Source organism: Mesorhizobium sp. M1334 (genome assembly GCF_040317995.1).
Classification (GTDB): domain Bacteria; phylum Pseudomonadota; class Alphaproteobacteria; order Rhizobiales; family Rhizobiaceae; genus Mesorhizobium.
This window is the reverse complement of sequence record NZ_JAMYLM010000008.1, coordinates 86,520-109,232: the sequence shown is the minus strand read 5'-3', so window position 1 is coordinate 109,232 and position 22,713 is coordinate 86,520. Positions and strand designations below refer to the sequence as shown.

Below are 22,713 nucleotides of genomic sequence, written 5' to 3'. Positions count from 1 at the left end.
CTCAATTCTTCACCACCAGTTTGCGCGGCACATTTGCCAGGCACTCGACGCCCGTCTCGGTGATCAGGATGGATTCGGTGATTTCCAAGCCCATCGTCTCGAGCCACAAGCCGGTCATGAAATGGAAGGTCATACCGGGCTTCAACTCGGTGCGGTCGCCCGGACGCAGGCTCATCGTGCGCTCGCCCCAGTCAGGCGGATAGGAAAGCCCGATCGGGTAGCCGGTGCGGTTGTCCTTGACGATGCCGTATCTCTTCAGCACCGCGAAGAAGGCGTTGGCGATGTCCTCGCATGTGTTGCCGGGCTTGGCGGCGGCAAGTCCCGCCTCCATGCCTTCCAGCGTCGCCTTTTCGGCGTCGAGGAACTCCTGCGTCGGCTTGCCGAGGAAAACGGTGCGCGACAGCGGGCAGTGATAGCGGTTGTAGCAGCCGGCGATCTCGAAGAAGGTACCCTCGCCCGATTTCATCGGCCGGTCGTCCCAGGTCAGGTGCGGCGCCGATGCGTCGGCGCCCGACGGCAGCAGCGGCACGATCGCCGGATAGTCGCCGCCGACGCCGTCGACGCCGCGCGTGCCGGCATCGTAGATCTCGGCGACCAGGTCGCATTTGCGCATGCCGACTTCGATCTTGTCGACGATGCGCTGGTGCATCGCTTCGACGATGCGGGCGGCTTTGCGCATGTAGTCGATTTCGGTCGGGCTCTTCACCGCGCGCTGCCAGTTGACCAGCGCCGTGGCATCGACGAAGCGGGCATTGGGCAAGTGCTTCTGCAGCGATGCGAAGGCAGCGGCGGAGAACCAGTAATTATCCATCTCGACACCGATGCTGAGCTTCCCCCAGCCGCGATCGGAGAGCACACCGGACAGAAAATCCATCGGATGGCGCTCGGTCGACTGCACGTAGTTGTCGGCATAGCCGACGATATTGTCGTGCGCGAGATAGGCGGTGCGCTTGGCGCCGTTGGCGTCCTGGCCGCGCCCGTACCACACCGGCTCGCCCGACGGCGGCACGATGACGGCCTGGTGCACATAGAACGACCAGCCGTCATAGCCGGTCAGCCAGGCCATGTTGGACGGATCGCTGACAATCAGCAGATCGACGCCCTTGGCCTCCATCGCCTTCCGCGTCTTGGCGAGGCGCTCCGCATATTCGCCGCGCGAGAATTTCAAATTCGGCTGCATTGTTCTTGGTCCTCGTTTGTTGGGCCTTACGGCCAGCATCAGCTTTCGAAAATCGTACCGGTCTTGGCCGCACGCGCACGGTCGCGGGCGAGCGTGGCGATTGCCGTGTCCTGCACGCCTGTGCCCGTCAGATCGGCAATGGTGATGTCGCTGTCCGAGCGCCGGCCATGCCTTTCGCCGGCGATGATATGGCCAAGCTCGGTGATCTCGGCATCGGCCGCCATCACGCCCGCCGCGATGGCATGGTGCAGTTCGCCCAGGCGCCGCGTCTGCTTGGCGCTGTCAGCAACGTAGAGATCGGCCATGCGCAGGATCGCCGGCGCGATCTCGTTCTTGTGCTCGGCATCCGAGCCCATCGCAGTGATATGCTGGCCGGCGGAGACGAAGCCGGGCTTGATCAGCGGCTCGGTCGACGGCGTCGTGGTGACGATGATGTCGGCATCGGCTGCAGCCTCTGCCGCGTCGCGCTCGGCGTGAACGGCGATGCCCAGTCTTTCGGACAATGCGTCTGCCGCGGCTTCGGCCTTGGCGGCATCCCTTGCCCAGATGCGGGCTTCCGTGATTGGCCGTACCAGCATCAGCGCCTCGAGCTGCAGTCCGGCCTGAACACCGGCGCCGAAGATCGCGGCGACGGAGGAGTCCGCCCGCGACAGATGTTTGGCGGCGACCGCACCGGCGGCGGCGGTGCGGATGTCGGTGAGATAGCCATTGTCGAGCAGCAGCGCCTCGACCAATCCGGTTTTGGACGACAGCAGCACCATCATGCCGTTGACGCTGGGCAGGCCGAGCTTCGGATTGTCGAAGAAACCTGGGCTGATCTTGATCGCAAAACCGTCGATGCCCGGCACATAGGCGGTCTTGACGTCGACCTCGCCGCGATGCTCTGGAATGTCCAGGCGCAGGATTGGCGGCATCGCCACCGGCAAGGTAGCGAGCGCCCGAAACGCGTTCTCGACGCAGGCGACGGCATCAAGATCCAGCTTCACGATCTTGCGCAATTCGGCTTCGGTGAGGATCGTCATCCGGCTCATGCTGCGCTCTCCGCAATTGCTTCGCCGCAGATGATCTCGCGGTGCAGTGTCATATCGATGTTGCGGCCGGACAGCACGAGCACCGTCGGGCCGCTCGCCCTGACCTTGCCGGCAAGCACGGCTGCGATGCCGACTGCGCCGGCGCCTTCGACGATCTCGCGCTCCTGTTCATAGGCATGGCGGATGCCGGTGGCGATCTCGTCCTCGCTTAGCAGGATCACATCGTCGAGCAGGTCGCGGCACATGGAAAAGGTCAGTCGGTTGTCGAGGCCGATGCCGCCGCCGAGCGAGTCCGCCAGCGTCGGCAGTTCCTCGACCAGCACCGGGTGCCCGGCATCGAGGCTCGCCTTCATCGCCGCACCGCGCGCCATCGAGACGCCGACGACCTTCGTTGCCGGGCTGACGCCCTTAACGGCAGCGGCAACGCCCGCCGCCAGTCCACCGCCGGACAGCGGCACCAGCACCAGGGCGGCATCAGGAACCTGTTCGATAATCTCCAGCCCGAGGGTGCCTTGCCCGGCGACGATGGCAGGATGGTCGAAGGGCGGCAGCATGATCAGCCCGTCTTCCGCGACCAGCCGTTCGACCTCCCGCTGCGCATCGTCCTGGCTGTTGCCGACGATGCGGATCTCGGCGCCGAGCCGGCGGATCTCGTCGAGCTTGTTCTGCGGCACCAGCCGCGACATGCAGATCGTCGCATGGATGCCTTGCAGTTGTGCGGCATAGGCAAGCGCCCGGCCGTGATTGCCGGTCGAGGCGGCGACGACGCCGCGCGCCTTCTCCTCTTCTGTCAGCGAAGCGATAGCGTTCGAGGCACCGCGCAGCTTGAAGGCGCCGGTGGTGTGCCGATGTTCGAGCTTGAGATAAACAGGAGCGTCCAAGTGCTGGGAAAGACTCCGGGAAGGAACGGTCGGCGTACGCTCGATCTTGTCTGCGATGCGCTCGCGCGCGGCGCGGATATCGGGGAGGCTTATCTGGGAAGCGGTCATGGCTCATCAATCAGTTCAGCGGCTGCGTCATCAGACGGCCGAATTCAGGGCACGGCTCGTCGTCGTCGCAAAGGCGCAGGCAATTCCAGGCCGTCGCCTGGTTGCTGGTGACGACGGGGCGGCCGATCGCCTCTTCTATGCCGACAACTGCCGCCGCCGACCGCAGCGCCGTGCAGGACACGAACAGCGCGTCGGCCTGCGGGGCCATCGCATCACGGGCCAGATCGACCAAGGATTTCGGCGCAATCCGCGCCATCTCGCGATCATCCTCGAAGCCGAGGCAAGTGAAGCTGGCGATTTCGAATCCATGCTCGCTGAAATAGGTCGCCATCGGCCGGCTGGTCTCGACCGTGTAAGGGGTGAGGATGCTGACCGTCCTGGCGCCCAGCGCCTTCAGGCCGCGCACGCCGGCCATCGGCGGCGTGACCACCGGCACGCCGGGCTTGGCGGCCTGCACCGCCGCCTCGATTTCGGCATCGCCGATCACGACGGAAGCTGAGGTGCAGGAATAGCAGATCGCGTCGAGCGGCTCGTCAGGCAGGATCAGGGCCGCGGCCGCCGTCAGTGACGGCTGCATCTTGCGCAAATTGTCCGGCGTCGTCGGGTTGGCGTAGGGAATACGCGCGACATAGACGCCGATGCGGTCGCTTGCCACCATGCGGTGAAAATCCGGTTCGCTGGTATGGTCGGTGGCAAGGATGATCAGGCCGACCCGCTTTTCCAGCGGACGTGCTTCGAGCGGCGGACGGATCGAGCGCAGGCGGATATCGGGTGCAGCGTTCATCGTTCGATCCGCCCATAACGGTGTTCCAGCCAGCGCAGCAGCACCACCGAGAACAGGCTGATGGCGAGGAAGAAGGCGCCGACCAAGGTGATCGGTTCGATATACCGATAATAGGTGTTGGCGACGCTCTTGGCCTGGTTCATCAGTTCCAGCACGGTGATCGCCGACAGCAGCGGCGTCTCTTTGAACATGGCGATGAAATAATTGGCAAGCGCCGGGATCATCGGCGGGATCGCCTGCGGAATGATAATGTGCGTCCAGGTCTGTGTGGCATTCAGATTGCAGGCCTTGGCCGCTTCCCATTGGCCGCGCGGCACATTGTCGATGCCGGCGCGGTAGACCTCGGCCGTGTAAGTGCCGTAATGCAGTCCGAGACCGATGACGCCCGCCACCAATGGCGGCAACAGGACGCCGAAATCCGGCAGCACGTAGAAGATGAAATAGAGCTGCACCAACAGCGGCGTGCCACGGATGAACTCGGCAACGAAACCGACGGTGCGCGACAGGGCCCGGTTCGGCGAACGGCGCGCCAACGCAATGCCCAGCCCGACGACGGCCGCCAGCACCGAGCCGAGCAGCGTCGCCAGGATGGTGATCTTCACCCCCTCGATCAGCGTCGGCAGGATCTGCCGGACAAAATCCCAATCCCATTCCATTAGCAGGCCCGATCGATCATACGCGCACCCCGTCGAGGCCACGAGCCATGCGGCGTTCCAGCGACCGCACGCCCCAGGAGATGAGGAGCGCCAGGACGAAATAGATGACGAGGATGGTGCTGAACGGCACCAGTGTATTGCCGGTCTGCGAGCGCACCACCTGCGCCTGGAAGGTCAGGTCTGCAAGCGAGATCAGCGAAACGACGGCTGTGGCCTTGAGCAGCTCGATGGCGTTGTTGCCGAAGGTCGGCAGCATCACCAGAAGCGCTTGCGGCAGGATGATATGGCGCATGGCTTGCCAGCGGCCGAGATTGAGCGCGGTGCAGGCCTCATATTGTTCGCGGCCGATCGACTTGATGGCGCCGCGCACGACTTCCGCCGCATAAGCGCCGACATTGAGGCCCAGCGCCAGCACGCCGGCCTGCAGCGGCGTCAGCGAAATGCCGGCGAAAGGCAGCACGAAATAGGCCCAGAACAGCTGCACGAAGATCGAGGTGCCGCGGAAGAACTCGATATAGGCGGTGGCCAGCGCGCGCAGCACGAAGAACCGCGACAGCCGCCCCAGCCCGGCAAGAAAGGCCATGACCAAGGCCAGCACCGACCCCATCAGCGTCAACTCGATGGTGACGAGTGCTCCTTGCAATATCAGGCCGAAATAGCCGGACCATTGGGTCATTGGGTCGAGAGTTTCCGCGTTGAATGTCCAGCGAGACGTTGGCTTCAGCCTCCTTCTCCCCGTTCACGGGAAAAAAGATGCCGGGCGGCAGATGAGGGGCAGAGCCCGCTTGGCAGAACTTTGTGCTGCCCCTCATCCGGCCCTTCGGGCCTCCTTCTCTCCGTGAACGGGGAGAAGGAGGACCCGCCTATTTCGCCGAGCAGAGCTTGTCGCGGCTCGTCGACATTGCCGCCGCCGCCGAGAAGCCGTAAGGCTCGATGATCTTGGCGAACTCGCCGGACTTCTTCAGTTTCGCCAGCTCGACATCATAGGCGTCGCGCAGCGCTTCGTCGCCCTTCTTGAAGGCCGCGCCGTCGCAATAGACCGGCGCACCGACCACCGGCGCGATAACTTCGAGGTTCGGATCATTGGCTTTCTTGACCAGGTCGTTGATCGACAGCACGGGCAGTGAATAAGCATCGATACGGCCGTCCTGCAGCATCTTCAGGCCGCTCTGGCCGTCCGGCACGACGATGACGCGCTCGCGCGGCACACCTGCCGTGAGCGCCAGCTTTTCCTCGGTGCCGCCACCCGGTGCGCCGATCGTCGCGCTGGTGTCCTTGGCGACGTCCTCGTAGCTCTTGAAGCCCTTCGGGTTGCCCTTCTTCACCAACATCGCCTCGGCGTCGCACAGCACCGGTTCCGAATAGGCGACCGCAGCACAACGTTCCGGCTTCATGAACAGGCCGGCGGTGACGACGTCGAAACGGCCGGCCTGCAAGCCGGGGATCATGGCGCCATACTCCGAGATCGAGGCGACGATATCGTTCACGCCAAGACGTTTGAAGATTTCACGGGCAACGTCAGGCGCCGCACCCGAAACCTTGCCGTCGGCAGCGACCGCCGTATAGGGCGGCTCGTTGGCGATGGCGACGCGGGCAAAGCCTTGCGCCTTGAGCTCTTCGAGCTTGCTGTCATCGGCCGAGCCGGCCGTCGAGGCGGCCAGCACCGCCGCCAGCGCAATACCGGCGACGCCGGCCAAAATGGCAAATTTCTTCATTGTTCCCAACTCCTTGTTTGTCTGTCTTCTTGGCTTGCTTGAGGCGTCGCCGCCTCGCATGGCAGTCAGACCCGATGTCCGGCCGCAATGATCTTCTTCAGGAAACCTTGCGTACGCTCCTGTTTGGGATGGCGGAAAATCTCGTCGGGCTTGCCTTCCTCGACTATTCTGCCGCGATCGAAGAACAGCACCCGGTCGGCGAAGTCATGGGCGAAACCCATCTCGTGCGTGACCAGCAGCATGGTCATGTCGGTCTCGGCAGCGAGCTTGCGCATGACGTTGAGCACCTCGTCGACGAGCTCCGGGTCGAGCGCCGAGGTGACCTCGTCGAACAGCATGATCTTCGGCGACAGCGCCAGCGCGCGCGCAATCGCGACGCGCTGCTTCTGTCCGCCGGAAAGCTGCGCCGGCATCGCTTTGGCCTTGTCGACCATGCCGACCATGTCGAGCAGTTCCATCGCCCGCTTTTCGGCGGCGCCCCGCGGCACGCCTTTGGTCAGCATCGGTGCCAGCGTCACATTGTCGATGACGCATTTGTGCGGAAACAGATTGAACAGTTGGAAGACCATGCCGATCTTCTGGCGCATCTTTGCCAAATGCCGTTCATCGGCCGTTAGCAGCCGGCCGTTACGCTCCATGTGGTACAGCTGTTCGCCGTCGACCTGGATGTGGCCGCTGTCGATGCGCTCAAGCGTCATCAGGATACGCAGGATCGTCGTCTTGCCCGAGCCCGATGGGCCGATCAGCGCCAGCTTCTCGCCCGGCATGACTTGCATCGAGAGGCCGTCCAGCACCTTGAAGGTGCCGAAGCTTTTCGAAATGCCGTCGATCTTGATGATGGGCGCCGACAATGAATTTCCCGTGCTGGAGAAGCTATGCCTTTAACGATGCGGATCGCAGCAAATCATGTCAATCAAGAAAATAATATCATGACAATATTTCGAATTCCGCACAATTCCCCGCCATTTGTTGCCTAGATGGCAAGCAGGAGATGCTCGGGATCGCCGAGCAGAAGCTTTGTGACAACGCCGAGACCGGCACGCAGTTCCCCCTCCGTGGTCGAGCCCAGCGAAATCCGGACGGCTGGATGCCAAGGCATCTGCGAAATGCGAAACGACGTGCCGGGCGCAATCGCCACGCCCTGCAGGCGCGCCTGGGACACAAAGCTTTCCTCGCCGCGATCCTCGGGCAGCCGCAGCCAGACGTGAAGCCCGTCGCGATGAGCGCGATAATCCACTCCGGCAAGCACCTCGGCGGCGATGTCCAGACGCCGCCGCAAAGCCAGGCGCTGCCATCGAACGAGTTCCATCGCGGTGCCGTCGGTCACCCATTTGCTGGCGATCTCGGCCACCATCGGAGTCGCCATCCAGTTCGAGACCAGGTGGCGGTTGGCAACCGCGGCGACATAACGATCGGGTGCTGCGAGATAGCCGATGCGCAGGCCGGGCACCACGATCTTGGTGAAGGAGGTGACATAGAGCGTGCGCTCGGGGGCAAACGCCGCGACCGGCGGCGGCCGGTCCTCGACCAGCGGGCCGAGCACATCGTTCTCGATGATGGCGATGTCGTGCCTGCGCGCCACCGCCGCGATCCGCTCGCGCCGGGCGGCATCCATCAGCGTTGCCGTCGGGTTGATCACCGAGGGCTGCACGAACACGGCGCGGATGTCGGACAGCCGGCAGGCCTCGTCGAGCGCTTCCGGGATCAGCCCATTGCCGTCGATCGGCAGACCCTCGAGATTGAAGCCGAGATAGCGCGCCAGCGGGATCAGCGTGTGATGGCCGATCGCTTCCGTGGCGACGGTCGAACCGGGCGGCGCCACGCTCATCAGCGCTACCGTCATACCGGCGGTGGCGCCGTTGGTCAGGCTGATGTTCTGCGGCGACGCGTCGAGGCCGCAAAGCCGCAGCCACTCGACACCCACCGCGCGGTGGCGCGGGAACACCATGTTCGGCCTGAACGACAGCGCCGAGCTCGACGGCAGGTTTTCGGCGAGCCAGCCCAGTGCCTGCCTCAGCCGCTCCAGATGCATCGGTTCGCAGACCGGCTTCAGGATGGAGAGGTCGATGACCTCGCCCAGCCGCTCCGGCAGATAGGGCGGCTCCGGCTCGCGGCGCTGCGTCTGCACGAAGCTGCCGCGGCCGACCTCGCCGGAAACCAGCCCGCGGCGGATCAATTCCTCGTAGGCGCGGCTGACCGTCTGCACGGAAAGTTTCAGATCGTCGGCCAGTTGCCGGTGCGTCGGTAGGCGCGCGCCAGTGGCCAGACGCCCGTCATGGATGGCCCGCGCGAACTGGTCGGCGAGCGATTGATACGCCGGCCGCCGGATAAGAGCGGGATCTGGTCGCCAAAATGTCATGACTTATTAGAGATCGAAATCAGTGCAATTGACAATCGAAATAATGCGCCGTCATGGTGTCGGGCACTGGAAGTGGGTGATCATGGCTGCAGCGAAACTCGATCCGATCGATCTCAAAATCCTCGACGCCATCCAGCGCGACGGGCGCATCACCAAGCTGGCGCTGGCCGAGAAAGTCGGCCTGTCGCCGACGCCGTGCTGGATGCGGCTGCGCAAGCTGGAAAAGGCCGGCATCGTCTCGGGCTACCATGCCAGGATCGCCATGCGCGCCATCTCGCCGGTCGCTACCGTGCTGATGGAGGTGACGCTGGCAAGCCACCGCCAGGCCGATTTCGACCGTTTCGAGCGCGTCATCCGCGACATCCCCGAGATCGTCGCCTGCTGGTCTGTCGGCGGCGGCGTCGATTACCTGCTGAAGGTGATGGCGCGCGACATCGACGCCTATCAGCGGCTGGTCGACGCCCTGCTCGAACGCGAGATCGGCATCGACCGCTATTTCACCTACATCGTCACCAAGACGGTGAAGGAGGAGAGTGTGCTGCCAGTGGCGGATCTGTTGCCGGCATCTTCCTGATGCCGGAGAGATCGTCTGGCGGGGCAGGGCAATAGAGACAATCTCTCTACGTGCAGGCACGCAAACAGCCTCTCTGTTTGCGCAGCAGAGATAGTCTTGCGGCATTACCCGAACCGGGAGCCCGATGATGTCTGCACATTTTGCCCGCTCGCACCGCAATGAAGCACTCGATCGCCTCGCCGACCGACGGCTGCTGCGCGAACTCGCCTATGTCGCTGGCCACTGGACGGCGAGCGAGACCGCGGAGAGTTTCGAGGTGACCGATCCGGCCACCGGATCGACCGTCGCTTTTGTTGCCGCGCTCGATGCCCGGCAGACGACATTGGCGATCGATGCGGCATCGCGCGCCTTTCCTGCTTGGCGCGCATTGCTGCCGCAGGAAAGGTCGAAAATCTTGCGAAAATGGTTCGATCTGATCGTCGCCGCCAAGAATGACCTGGCTGTGCTGATGACGCTCGAACAAGGCAGCCGCTGAAGGAATCGCTCGGCGAGATCGACTATGCCGCCTCTTTTGTCGAATGGTATGCCGAGGAGGCCAAACGTCTCAACGCCGAAAGCGTCACCAGCCATCTGCCTGATACCGAGATGATGGTGCGGCGCGAGCCACTCGGCGTCGTCGGCGTCGTCACGCCGTGGAATTTTCCAGCGGCCATGCTGACCCGCAAGGCGGCTGCCGCCCTTGCCGCCGGTTGCACCATCGTCGCGCATCCCTCCTCGGAAACGCCGCTGTCGGCACTGGCGCTGGCCGAGCTTGGCGAACGCGCCGGCCTGCCGGCCGGCGTGTTCAACGTCCTCACCGGCAGGGCTTCGACTATCGTTGGACGGATGTGCGAAGACCGGCGCGTTCGCGCCATGAGCTTCACCGGCTCGACCGAGATCGGCAGGCTGATCGCCGCACAGAGTGCGCCGACGATGAAGCGTCTGGTGATGGAACTCGGCGGTCATGCGCCGCTGATCGTCTTCGCCGACGCCGATCTCGACAAGGCTGTCGCCATTGCGGTCGACGCCAAATTCGCGACCTCCGGCCAGGACTGCCTCGCCGCCAACCGCATCTATGTCCAGCGTCCGCTCTACGATCGGTTCTGCGCTGCTTTCGCCAAACGCGTCGAGGCATTGCGGACCGGCAATGGCCTGGCTGACGACACCGAAATCGGACCCTTGATGCACGAACGCGCCGTCAAGAAAGTCGAGGAGCAGGTGGCCGATGCGCTCGCCAAAGGCGCGCGCTGCCTGACCGGCGGCAAGCGCCATTCCGCCGGGCCGCTGTTCTACCAACCGACCCTGCTTGCCGACGTGAGAGACGACGCCCTGATCATGCGCGAGGAAACCTTCGGTCCGGTTGCTGCCGTGTCGCCCTTCGACAGCGAAGAGGAAGTCGTCGCCCGCGCCAATGCCACCGAGTACGGCCTCGTCGCCTATGTCGTCACCGAAAACGGCGGTAGGCAATTGCGCATTGGCCGCGCGCTCGACTATGGCATGGTCGCCATCAACCGCGTCAAGATCACCGGCGCGCCGATCCCTTTCGGCGGCGTCAAGCAGTCCGGCATCGGCCGCGAGGGCTCGCGTCATGGGCTCGAAGCCTTTACCGATCTCAAATATCTCTGCCTCGACGTGGCGTGAGCCGCCCCGACAATTTCCTTCAGGAGTAGAAAAATGCTCGACCGGTCAAACGAACTCGCCGCCTGGGACCGCGATCACTTCTTCCATCCCTCGACCCATATGGGCACCCACGCGCGTGGCGAGAGCCCAACCCGTGTGATCGCCGGCGGCGAAGGCGTCACCATCTGGGACAACAACGGGCGCAAGAGCATCGATGCCTTCGCCGGGCTCTACTGCGTCAATGTCGGTTATGGCCGCCAGAAGATCGCCGACGCCATCGCCGCGCAGGCCAAGAATCTCGCTTATTACCATGCCTATGTCGGGCACGGCACCGAAGCGTCGATCACGCTGTCCAAGATGATCATCGACCGCGCGCCGCAAGGCATGTCGAGGGTCTATTTCGGGCTCTCCGGTTCAGACGCCAATGAAACCAACATCAAGCTGATCTGGTACTACAACAACGTGCTCGGCCGGTCCGAGAAGAAGAAGATCATCTCGCGCTGGCGCGGTTATCACGGCTCCGGCATCATGACCGGATCGCTGACCGGCCTCGACCTGTTCCACAACGCCTTCGACCTGCCGCGTGCGCCGGTCCTGCACACCGAGGCGCCCTACTATTTCCGCCGCGCCGACCGCTCGCTGAGCGAGGAGCAGTTTTCGCAATACTGCGCCGACAAGCTCGAGGAGATGATCCTCGCCGAAGGGCCGGAAACGGTCGCCGCCTTCATCGGCGAGCCGATCCTCGGCACCGGCGGCATCGTGCCGCCGCCAGCCGGCTATTGGGAAAAGATCCAGGCGGTGCTGAAGAAATACGACGTGCTTTTGATCGCCGATGAGGTAGTCACCGGCTTCGGCCGGCTTGGCACCATGTTCGGCTCCGACCATTACGGCATCAAGCCCGACCTGATCACCATCGCCAAGGGCCTGACCTCGGCCTATGCGCCGCTCTCCGGCGTCATCGTCTCCGACAAGGTGTGGCAGGTGCTCGTCCAAGGCTCCGACAAGCTCGGCTCGCTCGGCCATGGCTGGACCTACTCGGCGCATCCGATCTGCGTTGCCGCCGGCGTCGCCAACCTGGAACTGATCGACGAGATGGACCTAGTGCGGAACGCCGGCGAGACCGGCGCCTATTTCCGCGCCGAGCTGACGAAAGCCGTCGGTGGCCACAAAAACGTCGGCGAGGTGCGCGGCGACGGCATGCTGGCGGCAATCGAATTCGTCGCCGACCGGGACGACCGCGTGTTCTTCGACGCCTCGCAAAAGATCGGACCGCAGGTCGCGACCACCCTTGCGGCAAGCGGCGTCATCGGCCGCGCCATGCCGCAGGGCGACATTCTCGGTTTCGCGCCGCCGCTCTGCCTGACACGGCAAGAGGCCGACATCGTCGTCTCCAAGACGGCCGACGCGGTGAAGAGCGTGTTTGCCAGCATCTGAAGAAGCTACATGAATGCCATGACCAAAAACCTCCCCGCCACCATGGCCGCCGTGCAGCTGATCGGGCACGGCGGACCGGAAAAGCTCGTCTACCGCACCGACGTCAAAGTGCCCTTGCCCGCTCCGGGCGAGGTGCTGGTCAAGGTCACCGCTTGCGGCATGAACAACACCGATGTCTGGGTGCGCCAGGGCGCCTATGGCACTGAGGAGGATGCAGCCGCGGTGTCGACCTGGCGTCGGCAGGGCAACACGCTGACCTTCCCACGCATCCAGGGCACCGACACGGTCGGCAACATCGTTGCCGTCGGCGAGGGCGTGTCGCCGGCCCGCATCGGCGAGCGGGTGATGGTCGATTTCTCCATCTACAATCGCGACGACGATTCACTCGCCGACATCGACTATATGGGCCACGGCCGCGACGGCGGCTATGCCGAATACCAGACAGTGCCGGCCGAGAACGCCCATGTCGTCAGCACCGATCTGAGCGATGTCGAACTCGGCACCTTCTGCTGCGCCTATCTCACCGGCGAGCAGATGCTGGAACGCGCCGCATTGAAAGCCGGCGAGCGGGTGCTGGTCACCGGCGCCTCAGGCGGCGTCGGCTCGGGCATCGTGCAGCTGGCGCGGGCGCGCGGCGCCATTCCCTATGCCGTTGCCGGCAAGGGCAAGGAACAGGCCGTGCGTGACATCGGGGCCGAGGCGGTGATCACCCGCGGCGTTGCCGATCTGCCGGCCGCCGTCAACGAGGCGACCGGCGGCCGGCCGATCGACGTGGTGGCCGACCTCGTCGGCGGCGCGATCTTCAACGACCTGCTGCGCATCCTCAGGCCCGAAGGCCGCTACACGACGGCGGGCGCGATTGCCGGCCCGGTCGTGCAGCTCGATCTGCGCACCATGTATCTGAAACAGCTCCAACTGCATGGCTCGAGCCAGGGCACACGGGCGGATTTCCGCCGCATCGTGCGCTACATCGAGGAGAAGAAGATCCGGCCGCTGGTCGGCGGCGTCTACAAGCTCTCCGATTTCCATCGCGCCCAGGCCGATTTCATCGCCAAGGATTTCGTCGGCAAGCTGGTGGTCGTACCGGATGCCATCGGCCGCTGAATAGCCTGATCAGCTTTGTGGTCGCACCTGCTTGGCGGCGGCCTCGAGCGACCGTTCAAACGCGTCGATCACCTGATCGACCTGCGGCTCGGTGATGATCAGCGGCGGGCAGAAAGCCAGCGCATCGCCCATATTGCGCGAGATGACGCCGTTCTGCTGCATGAAGCCGTTGACGAGCCCGCCCAGTTCACCGGTCTTCCCCCACGGCGCCTTGTTCGCCTTGTCGCCGACCAGTTCGACCGCCGCGATCAGGCCGATGCCACGCACCTCGCCGACAAGCGGGTGCGAAGCGAGCGTGCGCAGCCGCTTCTGCATATGCGCGCCGACCGCACGCGCATTGCCGACAAGGTCGCGCTCCTCGATCAGCTTCAGGTTCTCGAGCGCGACCGCTGCCGCAACAGGATGGCCGCCGCCGGTGAAGCCGTGGCCGAAGGTGCCGATACGATTGCTTTCGTCGGCAATCGGCTGGAACACCTTGTCGTTGATCAGCAGGGCTGAGATCGGCAGATAGGACGAAGAGATCTGCTTCGACAGCACCATGATGTCGGGCCTGATGCCGAAGGTCTGCGAGCCGAACATCTCACCTGTTCTGCCGAAGCCGCAGATCACCTCGTCGGCGACCAGCAGGATGTCGTATCTCGACAGCACCGCCTGTATCTTCTCCCAGTAGCCGGAAGGCGGAACGATGACGCCGCCGGCGCCCATGATCGGTTCGCCGAAAAAGGCGGCGATGGTTTCCGGTCCTTCGGCCAGGATCAGCGTTTCCAGCTCGTCGGCAAGCCGCGTCGAAAACAGCTCTTCGCTTTCACCCGGCAGCGCCTCGCGCCAATGGTGCGGCGTCGAGGTGTGCAGCACATTGGCGATCGGCAGATCGAACGAAATGTGGTTGTTGGGCAGTCCGGTCAGGCTTGCCGAGGCGATGGTGACGCCGTGATAGCCCTTCTTGCGGCTGATGATCTTCTTGCGCGCCGGCTGGCCGAGCGCATTCGACCGGTACCAGATCATCTTCATGGCCGTATCGTTGGCCTCGGAACCGGAATTGGTGAAATACGCCTTGCTCATCGGCACCGGCGCCATCTGCACCAGTCTCTCGGCGAGATCGATCAGCGGCGAATGCGATTTGGAGCCGAAATCGTGATAGTAAGGCAGCTTCGACATTTGCCGTACTGCCGCATCGACCAGCCGCTTCTCCGAAAAACCGACCGCGACGCTCCAGAGCCCCGCCATCGCCTCGATATAGCGGTTGCCGGCAAGGTCCTCGACATAGATGCCGTCGCCCTTCTCGATGACGAGCGGCCCTGACTCCTGATGCTTGCGCGCATTCGTATAGCCATGCATGTGAAAGCTTATGTCGCGGGCTTCGGGTGAATTCGGTCGTGCGTCCATGATGGCTCCTGTGCTGCACGCGAAACAGTCCTGCCGCCGGTCCGGCTCAGAAGCTCCCCGTGCGTTATGCCTTTGATGCATCTTTCTCGAACGGTATAGTGTCAAGCGCTTTCGACAGGGCCAGCGGATGGGTGGACGCATGCAGAACTTCGGCTTGACCTAACCGTGGACCATGTCGACTGCATTGTCGCCGGCGCCGGTGTTGTAGGCCTGGCGATCGCGCGAGAGATGGCGCAGCGCGGCATCGATACGCTGGTCCTGGAAGCCGAGAACGCCATCGGCACCGGGACAAGCTCGCGCAATTCCGAGGTCATCCATGCCGGCCTCCACTATCCGGTTGGATCGCTGAAGGCCCGGTTCTGCGTGGCCGGCCGGGAAAGACTCTATCGCTATTGCGAGGAGCGGGCGATCCCGCACGCGCGCTGCGGCAAGCTCATCGTTGCCACAAATGCCGAACAGGAGCCGGTGCTCGCCTCAATCCGGGCCAATGCACGCGCTTGCGGCGCCGGCGACCTGGTGCCGTTGCGCGAAGCCGAGGCGCATGTGCTGGAGCCCAGCCTTAGGTGTACGGCAGCGTTGCTGTCGCCGGCCACCGGGATCATCGACAGCCATGCCCTGATGCTCGCCTTGTTGGCTGATGCCGAAGCGCACGGGGCGGCACTTAGTCTCAACACGCGCATCGCCGCCGGCCGCATCGAAGCGGGCCGCGTCGTGCTCGAGACGGTGGACGCTGCCGGCGGCGGGCGCTTCGAAATCGCCACTCCGCGTTTCGTCAATGCCGCCGGGCTTGGCGCGGCAGCACTTGCAGGTTCGCTAGAAGGGCTCAATCAGCAATTCGTGCCAAAGCTCCATTATGCCAAGGGCAATTATTTTTCGGTGATCGGCCGGGCGCCGTTCTCAAGATTGGTCTATCCGGTACCCGAACCCGGCGGGCTCGGTGTTCATCTGACGCTCGATCTCGACGGCGTCACCCGCTTCGGGCCGGACGTCGAATGGACCGATCAACTCGACTATCGCGTCGACCCAGCTCGTGGCGAGCGCTTCTACAGCGAGATCCGCAAATACTGGCCGGAGCTGGCCGATGACAGCCTGCAGCCCGCTTACAGCGGCATCCGGCCAAAACTGTCCGGTCCCGGTGAGGCCAATGCCGACTTCGTCATTCAGGACGTGGCGGTGCACGGGCTGGATGGCCTGGTCAACCTGTTCGGCATCGAAAGCCCCGGCCTGACCTCCTGCCTGGCGATTGCCGACCATGTCGCGCAGCGCCTCGCGCCGAACTTGTAGCGTGCGGCGCCCGCGCAACGATCTGCACTGTATCAAGGCGCATTGCGTGAACTTTCAGGCGCAAGTCGCCTATGAGGCACATCGCGCACTTGCAGCCCGCTCCGCGCTCTGATTCCCTGCACTCTGGGCTGTCCTGATTCGCACTGCCCGGTTCAAAGTTTTCGCAGTGCGCCCGGGACAAGCTTCCAGCGACCACTCGGCGTATCCAGGGAGAACGGCAATGAACACCGCGACGAGGCCGGTAATCTCGGAGATGAGGCCCAAGATCACCGTCGTCGGGGTCGGCGGCGGCGGCGGCAACGCCGTCAACAACATGATCGCCGAAGGCCTGCAGGGCGCGGAATTCATCGTCGCCAACACCGATGCCCAGGCCCTTGCGATGTCGAAGGCAACGAGGCTGATCCAGTTGGGCGCTCATATCACCGAAGGTCTCGGCGCCGGTTCCCTGCCCGAGGTCGGCCGTGCCGCGGCCGTGGAATCCATCGACGAGATCATGGATCACCTTGCTGGAACGCATATGTGCTTCGTGACCGCCGGCATGGGAGGCGGAACCGGCACCGGTGCCGCGCCTGTCATAGCGCAGGCAGCACGGGCAGCCGGAATACTGACCGTCGCCGTCGTTACCAAGCCATTTGTCTTCGAAGGCAGGCGCCGCATGTACGCTGCCGACGAGGGCATCGAGCGCCTGCGCGAAAGCGCCGATACCGTCATCGTCATCCCCAACCAGAACCTGTTCAGGATCGCCGACGCCAGAACCACGTTCGCCGACGCCTTCGCCATGGCCGACCGGGTTCTTTATGCGGGTGTCGGCTGTATTACCGATCTGATCGTCAAGGAAGGCCTGATCAATCTCGACTTCGCCGATGTAAAGTCGGTGATGCGCGACATGGGCCGCGCCATGATGGGGACCGGCGAGGCCGCCGGAGAAGGCCGCGCCAAGAAGGCGGCGGAAGCGGCAATCGCCAACCCGCTGCTCGACGAAGCTTCGATGATGGGCGCCAAAGGCGTCCTTGTCTCGATATCGGGCGGCATGGACATGACGCTGTTCGAAGTCGACGAGGCCGCAACCCGCATCCGCGAGGAGGTCGACAACGATGCCGACATCATCGTCGGCGCCATCTTCGACAAGGCACTCGCCGGAAAATTTAGGGTGTCGGTCGTGGCGACCGGCTTGCGGCGTGGCCTGGAGATTCCACTGCTTGCCGAACCGGAAGTTCGCATGAACTGAACGCGTATCGCTGACTACTAGCCTCGCGTCACCAGAACCGCGCGCCGTCGATGACTTCCTATCAGCCGACGGTTGCTCGCGAGCTGTATCCGATACTCAGGCCGCCCGAACGCTGCGCGCTCCACGCGCCCAGGCCGGCAGCCAATCGCCATGCGCAACCAGCAAATCATCGACCAGCGACCATATCTGGTCGAGGTCGAGCTCGGCCGCCGTATGCGGGTCCATCATCGCCGCGTGATAGATGTGCTCGCGATTCTCGGTCATCAGCGCCTGGACCGTCAGCTCCTGGACGTTGATATTGGTGCGGATCAGCGCGGTGAGCTGCACCGGCAGGTCACCAATGAACGTGGGTTGAATGCCGGAGGCGTCGACGAGGCATGGCACCTCGGCCGCGCAATTATATGGCAATGACGTGATGCAGCCATTGTTGCGGACGTTGCCGTAGATCACCGACGGCTCGCCGGTCCAGACCGAGTTCATGATCGAGGACGCATATTCCTTCGACTGCTCCACTTCGATCTTGTCAGCCGAGCGATAGGCTTCCGCTTGTCCCTTCCAGCGTTCGATCTGCTCGATGCAGCGCTTCGGGTATTCGTCGAGCGGGATACCGAATTTCTCGATCAGGTCGTCGCGCCCGTCCTTGATGAAATAGGGCGTGTATTCCGCGAAATGTTCGGAGCTCTCGGTGACGAAGTAGCCGAGGCGTTTCAGCATCTCATAGCGCACTCTGTTCGGGCAGCGCGGGTTCCATCCCGGCTTCGGCGCCCGCCCTTCGCTGTAGGCGCGCAGCAGATCCGGATAGAGGTTGCGGTAGGAGCCGTCCGGCTGGCGATGCTCGAATTTCAGGTAGAAGGCCATGTGATTGATGCCGGCCGAGCGGTAGCGAATCTCCTCGTAGGGAATGTCGAGATCGTGCGCCAGTTCCATCGCCGTGCCTTGTACCGAATGGCAGAGGCCGACCTGCTTGATGTCGGGATATTTCTCCGCGATCGCCCAGGTGTTGATCGCCATCGGGTTGACATACTGCAGCATGATCGCCTGCGGGCAGATTGCGAGCATGTCCTCGCAGATCTTCCAGAGATGCGGCACGGTTCTCAAGCCGCGCATGATGCCGCCGACACCGAGCGTATCGGCGATGGTCTGGCGCAGACCGTATTTCTTCGGAACTTCGAAATCGGTAACGGTGCAGGGCTCGTAGCCGCCGATCTGGAAGGCGACGACGACGAAATCGGCGCCCGCCAGCGCCTTGCGCTGGTCCGAATAGGTTTCGGCTTTGGCCCTCACGCCGAGCGTCGAGATCAGCTTGCCGACCACGATTGCGCTTTCCTCGAGCCGTTGCGGATTGATGTCCATCAGTGCGATCGTCGCGCCGGATAGAGCCGGACGCTGCAATATGTCGCCGACGATGTTCCTCATGAACACCGTCGAGCCAGCTCCGATGAAAGCGACCTTGGGATTTCTTGCCACAACAACCTCCGGCATAAGCAATCAGGCTACCTCGAAAGCGGCCTTGACCAGCCGTTCGGTGTAAGCGGTTTTGGGATGGGACAGGACTTCGTCGACCGGCCCCTCTTCGACGATCTTGCCGTGCTGCATGACGATGACGCGGTGGCACAGCGCCCGAACGACCTTGAGGTCGTGCGAGATGAAGATGTAGCTCAGGCCCCGTTCGCGCTGCAGCTTGCGCAGCAATTCGATGATCTGCGCCTGGACGGAGAGATCCAGCGCCGATGTCGGCTCGTCGAGTACGATGAATTCCGGTTCGAGCGCGACGGCACGGGCAATCGCAATACGCTGGCGCTGGCCGCCGGAAAACTCGTGAGGGAAGCGCGACAGGATATCGCCGGGCATGCCGGCGCTGATCAGCGCCTCGCGCACCCGCTCGATCCGATCGTTCCTGGTGGCGCCGATTCGGTTGACGACCAGCCCTTCCTCGATGATCTGGCCGATCGTCATGCGTGGGTTGAGCGACGAGAACGGATCCTGGAAGACGACCTGCATGCGCGACCGCAACGGCCGCATCTGCGAACGTGAACAGCCATGGATCGGCTGGCCATCGAAATAGATCTCGCCGCTGTCCGTGGTGTTGAGCCTGAGCAACGCCTCGCCGAAGGTGGTCTTGCCCGATCCGGATTCGCCCACGAGACCCAGCGTCTCGTGCCGCCGAAGGGTCAGGCTGAGGCTGTCGACGGCGACGAGTTCGCGCAGGTCCGGCCTCATGAACGTGCCATGCCGCAGCATGAACGAGACGCGCACATCCTTGGCTTCAAGAATGACGTCGGCGCCTTCCGGCAACGGATTTGCCTGGCCGCGCGGCTCGGAGGCAAGCAGGTGACAGGTGTAGGGATGCTGCGGATTGGCGAACAGCCTCTCCGTCACATTGTGCTCGCGCATCTCCCCATGCTGCATGACGTAGACATAGTCGGAGAACTGCCGCACCACGGTCAGGTCGTGCGTGATCAGGATCACCGCCATGCGCAGTTTCTTCTGCAGGTTTCGGATGAGATTGAGGATCTGCGCCTGAACCGTGACGTCGAGCGCCGTCGTCGGCTCATCGGCGATCAGCACATCGGGATCGTTGGCCAGCGCCATGGCAATCATCACACGCTGGCGCTGGCCGCCGGAAAGCTGGTGCGGGTATTGTTTCAGCCGCGCCTGGGGCTCAGGAATCTGCACCTGCTGCAGCAGTTCGAGCGCTCTTGCTTCGGCCTGCCTGCGGCTCATCTTGCGATGCACCCGTATCGCCTCGACGATCTGGCTGCCTATCGTGTAGATCGGGTTGAGCGAACTCATCGGCTCCTGAAAGATCATCGAGATGCGGTCACCCCGCAGTTTGCGCCGCGCACGCTCGGAATATTTCAGGATGTTCGCCCCATTGTATTCGACGGTCGATTTGGGCGACACGACCGCGCGTTTCGACAACAGTCCCATGACGGTGCGCGCCGTCACCGACTTGCCCGATCCCGACTCGCCGACAATGGCGATCGTCTCGCCGCGATAGAGCTGGAAGGAGATGTCCTTAACGGCTTCGATCATGCCGTGCTCGACCTTGAAATCGACGGCGATGTTGCGGGCATCGATGACCGGTTTTTCCGAACGGCCGTCATGGTCGAGCCGGACAGGCGGGGCGAAGGATTTGACGAGCGCGTGTTGCATCATGTCACGCTCAATACGGATCGACCGCATCGCGCAATCCATCGCCAAGCGCGTTGAACGCGAAGACGGTGACAAGCACGAAGCCGACCGGCGAGAGGATCCAGGGATAGGTGCCGATGACCGAATAGGTCGCGGTGTCCTGCAGCATCAGGCCCCAGGAGATCAGCGGCGGCTTCACCGCGAAGCCGAGAAAACCGAGGAAGGATTCGAGCAGGACGACGCTGGGGATTGCCAACGTGACCGCAACGATGACGTGGCTCATCACGTTTGGAAAAATGTGCTGCATGATGATGCGGCCGTCGGTGGCGCCGACCGCCATCGCCGCACGGACGTAGTCGATCCGCGCCAGTGCCAGGGTCTTGCCGCGCACCTCGCGCGACATCTGCGCCCAGCCGAGCGCCGACATGACGACGATCACGAAGGCCAGGAAGACATTCGTCGGCGCCGTCACCGGAACAAGCGACGTCAGCGCCAGATAAAGCGGCAATTGCGGAAATGCGAGCACCAGTTCGACGAAGCGCTGGACCCAGACATCGAATGTGCCGCCGAAATAGCCCGACACCATGCCGACCGTCGTGCCGATCACGGTGACGATGAAGACCACGGTCAATGCGATCATCAACGAGATGCGCGAACCATAGATTGCACGAGCCAGCACATCGCGGCCGAATTTGTCGGTGCCAAGGAAATGCACCGGCTGGCCGTCGGTCGAGCCGAAGAAGTGCCGGTTCGCGGGAAGCAGGCCGAGCAGTTTGTACTCCGCGCCCTTGACGAAGAAGCCGAGCAGCCGCGGATGGTCGTAGTCCGGCCCGACGAGGGGTTGGAAGGTAACCGGGTCGAGGTCTTCCGAATCCGCCAGGGCATAGACGCGTGGCTGGAAGACGAAGTTGCCATCCTTGTCATGGAAGCTCATCATCTGCGGCGGGGCAAAGCCGACATCGGTCACCTTGGGATCCATCGGTGCGAAGAAGTCGGCGAACACCGCCAGCAGCACCAGAAACGCGACCAGGATGAGCCCGGCCATGCCGGTCCAGGACCGTTTCAGGCGGCGCCAGACGAGCGCGATGTAGCTCTCATTGCCGCGCGGCTTGATCTTGGCCGATTCCTCGGCAAGCGGCGGCAGCGAGGGCTCGAAGGCAAGCATCTCAGGACCCTGCATATTGGCGCACACGCGGGTCGAGCATAACGAGCAGCATGTCGGCGATGATGTTGCCAACGATCAGCGTCGCCGACAGCACCATCATGAAGGTCGCCGTGACATAGACGTCGCCGACCGCCATCGAGCCGACGATCGCCGGGCCAACGGTCGGCAGGGCAAAGATGATCGCCGTCTCGATCTCGCCGGTCAGCATATAGGGCAGCACCACGCCCTGATACATAACCAGCGGATGCAGCGCATTGGGCACCGCATGGCGCATGACGACCGCACCGCCGCTGAGGCCCTTGGCGCGAGCGGTCTCGACATATTGCGCGTTCAGCGTGTCGAGCAGATTGCCGCGCATCACCCGCATGTTGTAGGCGAGCCCGCCGAAGGTCGCGATGGCGACAACCGGCCAGACATGCCGGACGAGATCGACGAACTTCGCCCAGGACCACGGCGCCCCGCCAAATTGCGGCGAAAAGAAGCTGCCGATCTCGGAGACGTTAAACTGGAAGACCAGCAGATAGACGATGATCAGCGCCATCAGGAAGCGCGGTACCGTCATTCCGAGGAAGGAAATCGCTGACAGCGTACTGTCGATCCAGCTGTACTGCCTAGTCGCCGCCCAGATACCAAAGCCGATGCCCAGCACCGAAGCCAAGAGGTGGCAGACAAGCGCAAGCAGCAGCGTGCGCGGCAGCCGCTCGCCAACCACGTCGGCGACGGGCTTGTTGTAATACAGGCTGTGGCCGAAATCGCCGCGGGTGATGATGCCGCCGATCCAGTTCAGGTATTGGAGCGGAACCGGCTTATCGAGGCCGTGCTCCACGCTGTAAGCCTTCGCCTGAGCATCGGCCTCGGCAAAGGAGGCTCCACCCTGGTTGATGAGCTGCAAGCGGATATAGTCGGCATAGTTACCCGGCGGTGCCTGGATGATCGCGAAGGTAACCACGCTCAAAATGGCGAGAACCGGTATTGCGGATGCTATGCGCATAAGCAGAAATCGCAGCATCGACCGTTTGCTCCTCGCTCAGATTCTCAGTTATCCCTCACCGCTGGCTTTGTCCCGGCCGCGCCAGCAGCGCGGCCGGGA

At 63.4% G+C, this 22,713-nt stretch carries 19 protein-coding genes and 1 pseudogene; 6 read left to right on the top strand and 14 right to left on the bottom strand.

All coding sequences use genetic code 11. The features are described 5' to 3' along the window. Position 1 precedes the first annotated feature (1 nt). From doeA to ehuR, 9 genes are all read right to left on the bottom strand, one after another. The gene (gene doeA, locus NKH17_RS16725) at positions 2 to 1,180 is read right to left on the bottom strand and encodes an ectoine hydrolase DoeA (protein ID WP_352737346.1); all 1,179 of its coding nucleotides are present in this window, start codon (positions 1,178 to 1,180) and stop codon (positions 2 to 4) included. A gap of 38 nt (positions 1,181 to 1,218) precedes the next feature. Further along, positions 1,219 to 2,211: a cyclodeaminase gene (locus tag NKH17_RS16720; RefSeq protein ID WP_352822653.1), complete on the bottom strand. Its 993-nt coding sequence runs from the start codon at positions 2,209 to 2,211 to the stop codon at positions 1,219 to 1,221. Next, positions 2,208 to 3,200, bottom strand: coding sequence for a hydroxyectoine utilization dehydratase EutB (gene eutB / locus NKH17_RS16715; protein ID WP_352971451.1), 993 nt, complete (start codon positions 3,198 to 3,200; stop codon positions 2,208 to 2,210). The genes NKH17_RS16720 and eutB overlap by 4 nt, the downstream gene beginning before the upstream one ends. Positions 3,201 to 3,210: 10 nt before the next feature. Next, entirely contained in the window at positions 3,211 to 3,984 is a 774-nt protein-coding gene (eutA, locus tag NKH17_RS16710) for an ectoine utilization protein EutA (protein ID WP_352475673.1), read from the bottom strand. After that, on the bottom strand, positions 3,981 to 4,640 hold the full coding sequence (gene ehuD, locus NKH17_RS16705; RefSeq protein WP_254819480.1) for an ectoine/hydroxyectoine ABC transporter permease subunit EhuD: 660 nt from the start codon (positions 4,638 to 4,640) through the stop codon (positions 3,981 to 3,983). Before ehuD ends, eutA begins: the two co-directional genes overlap by 4 nt. 16 nt (positions 4,641 to 4,656) lie before the next feature. Then, on the bottom strand, positions 4,657 to 5,316 hold the full coding sequence (ehuC, locus tag NKH17_RS16700) for an ectoine/hydroxyectoine ABC transporter permease subunit EhuC (protein ID WP_254819481.1): 660 nt from the start codon (positions 5,314 to 5,316) through the stop codon (positions 4,657 to 4,659). A 187-nt stretch (positions 5,317 to 5,503) separates the two neighbouring features. Then, on the bottom strand, positions 5,504 to 6,355 hold the full coding sequence (ehuB, locus tag NKH17_RS16695) for an ectoine/hydroxyectoine ABC transporter substrate-binding protein EhuB (protein WP_254819482.1): 852 nt from the start codon (positions 6,353 to 6,355) through the stop codon (positions 5,504 to 5,506). A 65-nt stretch (positions 6,356 to 6,420) separates the two neighbouring features. Continuing rightward, positions 6,421 to 7,206: an ectoine/hydroxyectoine ABC transporter ATP-binding protein EhuA gene (gene ehuA / locus NKH17_RS16690; RefSeq protein WP_352475674.1), complete on the bottom strand. Its 786-nt coding sequence runs from the start codon at positions 7,204 to 7,206 to the stop codon at positions 6,421 to 6,423. A 122-nt stretch (positions 7,207 to 7,328) separates the two neighbouring features. Beyond that, on the bottom strand, positions 7,329 to 8,714 hold the full coding sequence (gene ehuR, locus NKH17_RS16685; RefSeq protein ID WP_352803102.1) for a MocR-like ectoine utilization transcription factor EhuR: 1,386 nt from the start codon (positions 8,712 to 8,714) through the stop codon (positions 7,329 to 7,331). Positions 8,715 to 8,796: 82 nt separating this feature from the next. Here ehuR and NKH17_RS16680 point away from each other — a divergent pair, with 82 nt between their 5' ends. From NKH17_RS16680 to NKH17_RS16665, 4 genes and pseudogenes are all read left to right on the top strand, one after another. Further along, on the top strand, positions 8,797 to 9,288 hold the full coding sequence (locus NKH17_RS16680; protein WP_352475676.1) for an Lrp/AsnC family transcriptional regulator: 492 nt from the start codon (positions 8,797 to 8,799) through the stop codon (positions 9,286 to 9,288). A gap of 127 nt (positions 9,289 to 9,415) precedes the next feature. After that, positions 9,416 to 10,908 (top strand): annotated as a pseudogene (locus NKH17_RS16675) (NAD-dependent succinate-semialdehyde dehydrogenase). Between the two features lie 33 nt (positions 10,909 to 10,941). Next, the gene (locus NKH17_RS16670) at positions 10,942 to 12,321 is read left to right on the top strand and encodes an aspartate aminotransferase family protein (protein ID WP_352803586.1); all 1,380 of its coding nucleotides are present in this window, start codon (positions 10,942 to 10,944) and stop codon (positions 12,319 to 12,321) included. Positions 12,322 to 12,330: 9 nt separating this feature from the next. Beyond that, entirely contained in the window at positions 12,331 to 13,425 is a 1,095-nt protein-coding gene (locus NKH17_RS16665; protein ID WP_352897647.1) for an alcohol dehydrogenase family protein, read from the top strand. Between the two features lie 9 nt (positions 13,426 to 13,434). On the opposite strand, the gene NKH17_RS16660 is transcribed toward NKH17_RS16665, so the two are convergent. Then, complete coding sequence (locus tag NKH17_RS16660) at positions 13,435 to 14,811, bottom strand: aspartate aminotransferase family protein (RefSeq protein ID WP_352803592.1); 1,377 nt, start codon at positions 14,809 to 14,811, stop codon at positions 13,435 to 13,437. A gap of 165 nt (positions 14,812 to 14,976) precedes the next feature. Here NKH17_RS16660 and NKH17_RS16655 point away from each other — a divergent pair, with 165 nt between their 5' ends. Together NKH17_RS16655 and ftsZ are read left to right on the top strand one after the other, a co-directional pair. After that, positions 14,977 to 16,095 (top strand): NAD(P)/FAD-dependent oxidoreductase, encoded by a 1,119-nt coding sequence (locus tag NKH17_RS16655; RefSeq protein ID WP_352897645.1) that lies wholly within the window; start codon positions 14,977 to 14,979, stop codon positions 16,093 to 16,095. 220 nt (positions 16,096 to 16,315) lie between these two features. Next, positions 16,316 to 17,323: a cell division protein FtsZ gene (ftsZ, locus tag NKH17_RS16650; protein ID WP_023677189.1), complete on the top strand. Its 1,008-nt coding sequence runs from the start codon at positions 16,316 to 16,318 to the stop codon at positions 17,321 to 17,323. A gap of 96 nt (positions 17,324 to 17,419) precedes the next feature. Here the strand turns inward: ftsZ and NKH17_RS16645 are convergent, their stop codons facing one another. From NKH17_RS16645 to NKH17_RS16630, 4 genes are read right to left on the bottom strand one after another with little or no spacing between them, the layout of a single operon-like run. Beyond that, positions 17,420 to 18,790 (bottom strand): alpha-glucosidase/alpha-galactosidase, encoded by a 1,371-nt coding sequence (locus NKH17_RS16645; protein WP_352803597.1) that lies wholly within the window; start codon positions 18,788 to 18,790, stop codon positions 17,420 to 17,422. Between the two features lie 21 nt (positions 18,791 to 18,811). Continuing rightward, positions 18,812 to 20,479 carry an ABC transporter ATP-binding protein gene (locus NKH17_RS16640; RefSeq protein ID WP_352704855.1) on the bottom strand — a complete coding sequence of 556 codons (1,668 nt, stop codon included), beginning with the start codon at positions 20,477 to 20,479 and terminating at the stop codon, positions 18,812 to 18,814. Positions 20,480 to 20,489: 10 nt separating this feature from the next. Then, positions 20,490 to 21,623 carry an ABC transporter permease gene (locus tag NKH17_RS16635; protein WP_352897643.1) on the bottom strand — a complete coding sequence of 378 codons (1,134 nt, stop codon included), beginning with the start codon at positions 21,621 to 21,623 and terminating at the stop codon, positions 20,490 to 20,492. 1 nt (position 21,624) lies between these two features. Beyond that, positions 21,625 to 22,632, bottom strand: coding sequence for an ABC transporter permease (locus NKH17_RS16630; protein WP_352650414.1), 1,008 nt, complete (start codon positions 22,630 to 22,632; stop codon positions 21,625 to 21,627). Positions 22,633 to 22,713: the final 81 nt, after the last annotated feature.